Origin of the sequence: Bradyrhizobium sp., from assembly GCF_030697065.1 — a bacterium.
In the GTDB taxonomy this organism is placed as follows: Bacteria; Pseudomonadota; Alphaproteobacteria; order Rhizobiales; family Xanthobacteraceae; genus Bradyrhizobium.
On record NZ_JAUYQU010000010.1, the window covers coordinates 22658 to 31102 of the forward strand.

Genomic DNA, 8445 nt, shown 5'->3' on the forward strand with positions numbered 1-8445 from the left:
CTGCGGATGGAGCCTGCCCCTGGCTGCAGGGGGCGCGGCGGCTGATGCGGAGCAGATCAATGGCGACGAGCGAGCGGCGCAAGGGCGACCGCGTGGTCTTCGAACGCGGCATCCCCGCGCACATGATGGGCATCGACGGCACCTGGCGGCGCGAATGCACGATGGAAGACATTTCGGAAACCGGTGCCAAGCTCACGGTCGATGGCTCGGTCGAGGGGCTGCATCTGAAGGAATTCTTCCTGCTGCTGTCGTCGACCGGCCTGGCCTACCGCCGCTGCGAACTGTCGTGGGTCAATGGCGACCAGATCGGCGTCAATTTCCTCAAGACCGGCGACAAGCGGAAAAAGTCCGTGAAGCGCCCGCACTCGGCCGACGCCTGAACGTGGCGCCGGCGCCGTCGCATGGACGTCACGTCGGACGACTATTGCGTCATCGTCCATGCGATCGGCGAATCGCCGTGGTATGATCGCGGCACCACAATTGTTCGAGAACCTCCTGAAATGTCCGTCAAGCCCACCAAAGCCATGGTCCTCGCCGCCGGTCTCGGCGTGCGCATGCGCCCCCTCACCGACAACATGCCAAAGCCGCTTGTTCGCGTGGCCGGCGCCGCCCTGCTCGATCACGTGCTGGACAAGCTCGGCGACGCCGGCGTCAGCGAGGCCGTCGTCAATGTGCACTACCTGCCCGACCAGATCATCGATCACACCAGGACGCGGACGAGGCCCCGCGTGATCATTTCGGATGAGCGCGACCAGGTGCTCGGCACCGGCGGCGGCGTCGTCAAGGCGCTGCCCCTGCTCGGCGACGCCCCGTTCTTCCATGTCAACGCCGACACCATGTGGATCGACGGCGTGCGGCCGAACCTGGCGCGGCTGGCGGAAACCTTCGACCCCGCGCGGATGGATATCTTGCTGCTGATGGCGCCGACGGCGAGCAGCATCGGCTATGGCGGCCGCGGCGATTACGCCATGCTGGCCGACGGCGCGCTGCGCAAGCGCCGCGAACACCAGGTGGTTCCGTTCGTCTATGCCGGCGTCGCGATCCTGTCACCCTCGCTGTTCGCCGATGCGCCGACCGGCGAATTCTCGCTGACCAGAATGTTCGACCGCGCCAACGAGCAGGAGCGGCTGTTCGGCCTGCGGCTGGACGGCGTCTGGATGCATGTCGGAACCCCCGATGCGGTGCAGGCGGCGGAACGCGCCTTTCTCGCCAGCGTGGCGTGAAATGTCCTCGTCATGCCCCGCGTAGTCGGGGCATCCAGTACGCTGCGGCCTTTCGATTTCACCGCGCCTCCTCTGGAGTACTGGGTCACCCGCCGGCGCGGGTAACGACACCGAACTGCGCATGACCAATCCCCAATCGGTCCCTATACTACAGCCCGATCCCGAATCAGGCAGCTCATGCGCGTTTTCAGCGTCCCAGTATCCGCGCCGTTCCTGCGCACCGTTATCGCCGCCTTGATCGATGGCCGACTGGTCGACGGCTTCGAGGCCCGCATCGATCCGGCCCGGCTGGCGCAGGCGACACTGTATCTGCCGACCCTGCGCGCCGGACGCATGGCGCGGGAAATCTTTCTCGACGAACTGAAGACCGACGCGGTGGTGCTGCCGCGCATCGTCGGGCTGGGCGACATCGACGAGGACGAACTGGCGTTCGCGCAGGCCACCTCGCCCGGATCTGCCGCACTGGAAATTCCTCCCGCCATGGACGGGCTGCAACGCCGCCTGCTGCTGGCGCAATTGATCGCCCTGTGGGCGAAGCAGATCCGGCCGGCCGATGCGGCACAGGCGCCGCTGGTGACCGGCGGGCCGGCATCGACGCTGGCGCTGGCCGACGATCTGGCGCGGCTGATGGACGACATGGTGACCCGCAAGGTCGCCTGGAGCGCGCTCGACGGGCTGGTGCCTGATGCACTCGACCGCTACTGGCAGCTCACGCTGCAGTTCCTCGACATCGCCAGGACGGCGTGGCCCGATATCCTCGCCGCGCATGGCCGGATCGAGCCTGCGGCGCGGCGCGACCTGTTGATCGAGGCGGAAGCCGCCCGCCTCACCGCGCATCATGACGGCCCTGTCATCGCGGCGGGCTCGACCGGATCGATGCCGTCGACCGCGCGCCTGCTGCATACCGTCGCCGGCCTGCCGCGGGGCGCGGTGGTACTGCCGGGGCTCGATACCGATCTCGACGACGACGCCTGGCAATTGATCGGCGGCGTGCAGAATGCGGACGGCAGGTACACCGCGCACCCGGCCTCGAACCACCCGCAATTCGCCATGCACGCGCTGCTCGACCGTTTCGGCATCAAGCGCGGCGACGTCGACATGCTAGGGAACCCGGCGCCGCATGGGCGCGACGTGCTGGTGTCCGAGGCGATGCGGCCGTCGAATGCGACCGCGCAATGGCACCGGCGGCTGGTCGAGCCTGAGATTGCCGAAAAGATTTCGCGCAGCATGAGCCATCTTGCCGTCATCGAAGCCGCCAATCCCGAGATGGAGGCGCTCGCGATCGCGGTGGCGATGCGCGAGGCGCGGCATCTGAACAAATCGGCGGCGCTGGTGACGCCGGATCGCGCGCTGGCAAGGCGCGTCGCCGCGGCGCTCGGCCGCTGGAACCTGGAATTCGACGATTCCGGCGGCGATGCGCTGACCGACACCTCGGCGGGAATTTTCGCCAGGCTTGCCGCCGAGGCGGCGGCAAACGGGCTGGAGCCGCCGACGCTGCTGGCGCTGATAAAGCATCCGCTGTGCCGGCTCGGCGGCGCGCATGGCGCCTTCAAGGAAACCATCGAGGTGCTCGAACTGGCGCTGCTGCGCGGCACGCGTCCTCAGGCAGGAAGCAGCGGGCTCGCGCGCGATTTCACGCGATTTCGCCAGGAGCTCGCCAAGCTCCGAAACGGCGAGACGTCATCGCTGCATCGCGCCGAGCCAAGGGCCAGTCTCGGAGACTCCGAACTCGATAAAGCCCAGGGACTGGTCGAGCTGTTGCAAAAGTCACTCTCTCCGCTGGAACGACTGAGCGCATCGAAGCCGCATGATTTTGCCGAACTTGCAGCGTGCCATCGCGATGTCCTGATGGAATTGTCGCGCGACCCGCATGGCGTTGCGATTGCCTTCGACGGGCCGCCGGGATCGGCGCTTTCAGCCGCGTTCGACGATCTGCTCAACGGGCGGACGCCAAGCGGCCTGATGGTCGAACTCGGCGACTACCCGGAAGTGTTCCAGACCGCGTTCGCCGACCGCATCGTGCGGCGGCCGGAATCGGCGCGGGCGCAGCTTCACATCTATGGCCAGCTGGAAGCGCGGCTGACGCAATCCGACCGCGTCATTCTGGGCGGGCTGGTCGAGGGCGTCTGGCCACCGGCGCCGCGCGTGGACCCGTGGCTGAGCCGGCCGATGCGGCACGAGCTCGGCCTCGATCTGCCGGAACGGCGGATCGGCCTCTCCGCGCATGACTTTGCCCAGCTGCTCGGCGCCGACGACGTGATCCTCAGCCACGCCGCCAAGGTCGGCGGCGCGCCCGCGGTCGCCTCGCGGTTCCTGCACCGGCTCGAAGCGGTGGCGGGCAAGGAACGCTGGGACGCCGCGATCGCCGCCGGCGCAAGATATGTCGGGTTCGCCGACCGGCTCGACAGCCCCGACAACGTCGAGCCGATCAAGCAGCCCGCGCCGACGCCGCCGCGCGCGGTCAGGCCGCTAAAACTCTCGGTGACGGCGATCGAGGACTGGTTGCGCGATCCCTATACGATCTACGCGAAGTACATTCTGAAGCTTGCACCGCTCGACCCGGTCGACATGCCGCTGTCGGCTGCCGACCGCGGCTCGGCGATCCACGATGCGCTCGGCGAATTTACCCAAACCTTCGCCACCGCGCTGCCCGACGATCCCGCGCGCGCGCTGCGCGACATCGGCGAGAGACATTTTGCGCCGCTGATGGAGCGACCAGAAGCCCGCGCGCTGTGGTGGCCGCGCTTCAACCGTATCGCCGGATGGTTCGCGAACTGGGAAATCCTGCGGCGCGGCGATGTCAGCGCCATCGAGGCCGAGATTCGCGGCGAAATCCCGATTCCGCTCGACCATGCGCGCATCTTTTACCTGTCGGCACGAGCCGATCGTATCGAACGCCGCCATGACGGCAGCTTCGCGATCCTCGATTACAAGACCGGGCAGCCGCCAACCGGAAAGCAGGTGCGGATGGGACTTTCGCCGCAGTTGACGCTGGAGGCGGCGATCCTGCGCGAGGGCGGCTTTGCCGGCATTGCGGCGGGCGCCTCGGTCAGCGAACTCGGCTATGTCAGGCTCAGCGGCAACAATCCGCCGGGCGAGCAGAAGCCGCTGGAGTTGAAGATCAACCAGCGCGATGTCCCGCAGCCTCCCGATGCCGCAGCCATTGAGGCCCGCAACAAGCTGGAAAGCCTGATCCGCGCCTTCGAGGATGAGGCCCAGCCCTATACTTCGCTCAATCTTTCGATGTGGTCGAACCGCTACGGCTCCTACGACGATCTCGCCCGTATCAAGGAATGGTCCGCGGCCGGCGGCCTGGGGATCGAGGAATGGTGACCGCGCCGCGCCCGATTCCAGACGCCGTCCGCGCCACACAGGCGCGCGCGTCCGACCCCGCTTCTTCCGCCTTCGTCTCGGCCAATGCCGGCTCGGGCAAGACCCATGTACTGGTGCAACGGGTGATCCGGCTTTTGCTCAGCAACGTGCCGCCGGAAAAGATCCTCTGCATCACCTTCACCAAGGCCGCCGCCGCCAACATGGCGGAGCGCGTGTTCTCCACCCTCGGCCGCTGGGTCACGCTCGATGACAGGGCGCTGGACCAGGCGATCGGCGAGGCCGGCATCACGCACGTCGATGCGAAGCTGCGGATGCGCGCCCGCGAATTGTTCGCATCCGCGCTGGAGACGCCGGGCGGGCTGAAGGTGCAGACCATCCACGCGCTGTGCACCCGGTTGCTGCAGCAGTTCCCGTTCGAGGCCAATGTGCCGGCGCGTTTCGCCGTGCTCGACGACCGCGACCAGACCGCGATGATGGAGCGCGCCAACCTCGCGGTGCTGCTCGACGCCTCCAGCGATCCCGACAGCCCGACCGGGCGCGCCTTGACGGTCGCGATGGCCAGTGCGGCCGACGTCACCTTCAAGGATGTCGTCCGAGAGGCGTGCCTGAGCCGCGACCATTTTATGGCGTGGACCGACGGCGCCGGCTCCGCCGCTGCAGCGGCGGCGCAGGTATCCGATGCGCTCGGCGTCGATCCCGGCGATGACATCGAGAAGGTCGAACGCGAGATCGTCGACGGGCCGCATCTGCCGCGATCGCGGTGGGAAGAAGTCGCCGCCATTCTCGGCGCCAGCAGCAAGGCCGACCAGGACCAGGCCGGGCGGCTGCGTGAGGCGCTGGTGCTCTCCGGCATCGAGCAGGTGAACCGGTATCTCGACGTGTTTCTCACCGACGCCAGCACGGCGCGCAAATCGGTGGTGACCAAGCGACTTTGCGACGCCAGGCCGCAGCTCGCCCAATGGTTCACCGCCGAGGCCGGCCGGCTCGAAGCCTTGATCGAGCGGCGGCGCGCGCTGATCGCCCGCGACCGCACGACGGCGCTGCTGCATATTGCAACGGCGGCGGCGGCGAACTACCGCCGCGAGAAGCAGGAATTCGGCCTGCTCGATTATGACGACCTGATCGACAAGACGCTTGAAATGCTGGACCGGGTATCCTCCGGCTGGGTGCATTACAAGCTCGACCGCGGCGTCGATCACGTACTGATCGACGAGGCGCAGGACACCAGCCCGCGGCAATGGGACATCGTCGACCACATCATTTCCGAATTCACTTCAGGCGAAGGCGCGCGCGACGGGGTGGTCCGCACGGTGTTTGCGGTCGGTGACGAGAAGCAGTCGATCTTTTCGTTCCAGGGCGCAGCACCCCGCGAGTTCGACGCCCGCCGCAGATCGTTGCACAGGAAGTTCGTGGACGCCGGGCTGAAATTCGATCCGATCTCGTTCACCTATTCGTTCCGTTCCGGGTCGGCGATCCTGCAGTCGGTCGACCACGTATTCCGCGACCAGGATATCTACGGCAGCATTCATGCGGTCGAGACCGGCTATCCGATCCACCATTCGCTCGATGACGCCGGGCCGAGCCTGATCGACCTGTGGGAGCTGGCGGAGGCCGACGACCGCCAGGACATCGAGGGCTGGCGCGCGCCGTTCGACGGAGTGTCGGCGACGTCGCCGGAGGTCAAGCTTTCGAAGCGCATCCAGGCCGAGATCAGGAAGCTGGTCGAGGGCGGCACCATGACCGGCCACGAGGGCTCGCGCCGCCGCTTGCGCTACGGCGACGTGCTGGTGCTGGTGCGGCGCCGCGGTAACGCCTTCGATGCCGTGATCCAGGCGCTGAAGCATGCCGGTGTTCCGGTCGCCGGCGCCGACCGGCTGAAACTGACCGAGCATATCGCGATCATCGACCTGATGAATCTGGCGGACGCGCTGCTGCTGCCGCAGGACGACCTGGCGCTGGCCGTGGCGCTCAAGAGCCCGCTGTTCGGACTCGACGACGATGACCTGTTCGTGCTGGCCTGGCAGCGCAAGGGCTCGTTGCGCAATGCGCTGGGTTTTCACGCGGCGGCGAACGGCAAATTCGCCGTCGCGCTGCGGCGTCTCGAAGCCTGCGAGCGACGGTTTGCCACCGAGCCGCCGTTCGCCTTCTATGCCTGGCTGCTCGGCGGCGACGGCGGCCGCAGGCGGATCCTGCAACGGCTCGGCCATGAGGCCAACGACGCGCTCGACGAATTTCTCGAACTGGCGCTGGGCTATGAGCGCAAGGCGCCGGCCTCGCTGCAGGGTTTCATGGCGTGGCTGCGCGCCGCCGACACCGAGGTAAAGCGCGACATGGAAATCTCGCGCGACGAAGTCCGCGTCATGACCGTGCACGGCGCCAAGGGGCTGGAGGCCCCCGTCGTGTTCCTGGTCGACACCACCTCGTCGCCGACGGATACCCAGCGCCTGAAGCTGATCCATCTGCCGCGGGGCAATGCGCAACCGCATGCGGCCGGCGTGGTGGTCTGGGCCGGCAGGAAGGCCGACGATCCGGCCGCAGTCGCGGCCGCCCGCACCGCGATGCTCGAAGAGACCGAGGACGAATACCGCCGGCTGCTCTATGTGGCGATGACGCGGGCGGCCGACCGCCTGATCGTCGGCGGCTGCATGCCGGGCAACCTGACGCGCGTGCGCGAATTCTCCTGGTACGATCTGATCGTCAAGGGCCTCGGCACGTCCGGACTGCAGTTGCAGGAAATCGAGGGTGCCGACGGCCACCTGGTGAAACGCTATTCGCGGGCCGAAGATGTCGCGGCTCCCGCCGCGGGGGCCGCCGCTTCGTCGGGCGGCCCCCGGACCGGGCTGCCGTCGTGGCTGCACGCGGCCGCGCCGGCGGAGGCCGCCGTCGACAACCTGCTGCGCCCGTCCGATCCCGCTGCGGGCGAAAGTCATCCCGTCCGTTCAGGCGAATCGATCCCGCTGCGGGCGCGCGCGCTGCTGCGCGGCACGCTGGTGCACCGGCTGCTGCAATCCCTGCCCGACGTTGCCGCTGGCGGCCGCCGCGAGGCGGCGCTGCGGTATCTCGCCCGCAACACCGGCGACGACTGGACTGACGCCGACCGCGAGACCCTCGCGAACGGCATGCTGGCGCTGATCGGGGATCCGCGCTTTGCCCCGGTATTCGCGCCCGGCAGCCGGGCCGAGGTCTCGATTGCCGGGCGGCTGGAGCGGCCGGGGCGCCCTCCCTCACTGGTTTCGGGGCAGATCGACCGGCTGGTGGTGACCCCGGCTGCGGTCCTGATCGTCGATTTCAAGACGAATCACGCTCCGCCGACAGCGGAGGCCGAAGCTCCCCCGGGCTATGTCAGGCAGCTTGCGCTCTACCGGGCGGTATTGGGGAAACTTTATCCCCAGTTGCCGGTCCGCGCCGCGCTGCTCTGGACCGAACGCCCTGAATTGATGGAGATATCTACTCCTGCGCTGGACGCGCAACTGGCAACCATCATCCGGGGGGATGACCGAGCTTGACCCGGCAAGACCGCGTTCATAGGTTGATTGCATGATCCGGCGGCGATTCTTATCCCGCGTTTTCCCCAACCGAACGAGGTATTCCCATGGCCGTTGGCAAGGTTTCTGACGCCGATGTCGAAGCCGAAGTGCTCAAGGCGACCGGACCGGTCGTGGTCGATTTCTGGGCCGACTGGTGCGGTCCCTGTCGCATGATCGCGCCCGCGCTCGACGAGATTTCCGGCGCGATGGGCGACAAGGTCAAGATCGTCAAGCTGAACGTCGACGAGAACCCGGCGACCGCCGCCAAATACGGCATCATGTCGATCCCGACGCTGCTGATGTTCAAGAACGGTGAAATCGCCTCGCGCCAGGTCGGCGCCGCGCCGAAGCAGAAGCTGCAT

The 8445-nt window shown here is 67.4% G+C and carries 5 protein-coding genes; all 5 read left to right on the forward strand.

Annotated elements, in window-relative coordinates:
* Positions 1–59 precede the first annotated feature (59 nt).
* Positions 60–380 carry a PilZ domain-containing protein gene (locus Q8R73_RS01025; RefSeq protein ID WP_305717692.1) on the forward strand — a complete coding sequence of 107 codons (321 nt, stop codon included), beginning with the start codon at positions 60–62 and terminating at the stop codon, positions 378–380.
* A 120-nt stretch (positions 381–500) separates the two neighbouring features.
* Positions 501–1223: a nucleotidyltransferase family protein gene (locus Q8R73_RS01030; protein ID WP_305717697.1), complete on the forward strand. Its 723-nt coding sequence runs from the start codon at positions 501–503 to the stop codon at positions 1221–1223.
* A gap of 177 nt (positions 1224–1400) precedes the next feature.
* Positions 1401–4556 (forward strand): double-strand break repair protein AddB, encoded by a 3156-nt coding sequence (addB, locus tag Q8R73_RS01035; RefSeq protein WP_305717693.1) that lies wholly within the window; start codon positions 1401–1403, stop codon positions 4554–4556.
* Positions 4550–8062, forward strand: a complete 3513-nt coding sequence (gene addA, locus Q8R73_RS01040; protein ID WP_371125998.1) for a double-strand break repair helicase AddA — start codon at positions 4550–4552, stop codon at positions 8060–8062. Before addB ends, addA begins: the two co-directional genes overlap by 7 nt.
* An 86-nt stretch (positions 8063–8148) precedes the next feature.
* The coding region (gene trxA, locus Q8R73_RS01045; RefSeq protein ID WP_305717694.1) for a thioredoxin at positions 8149–8445 on the forward strand (297 nt) is incomplete at its 3' end.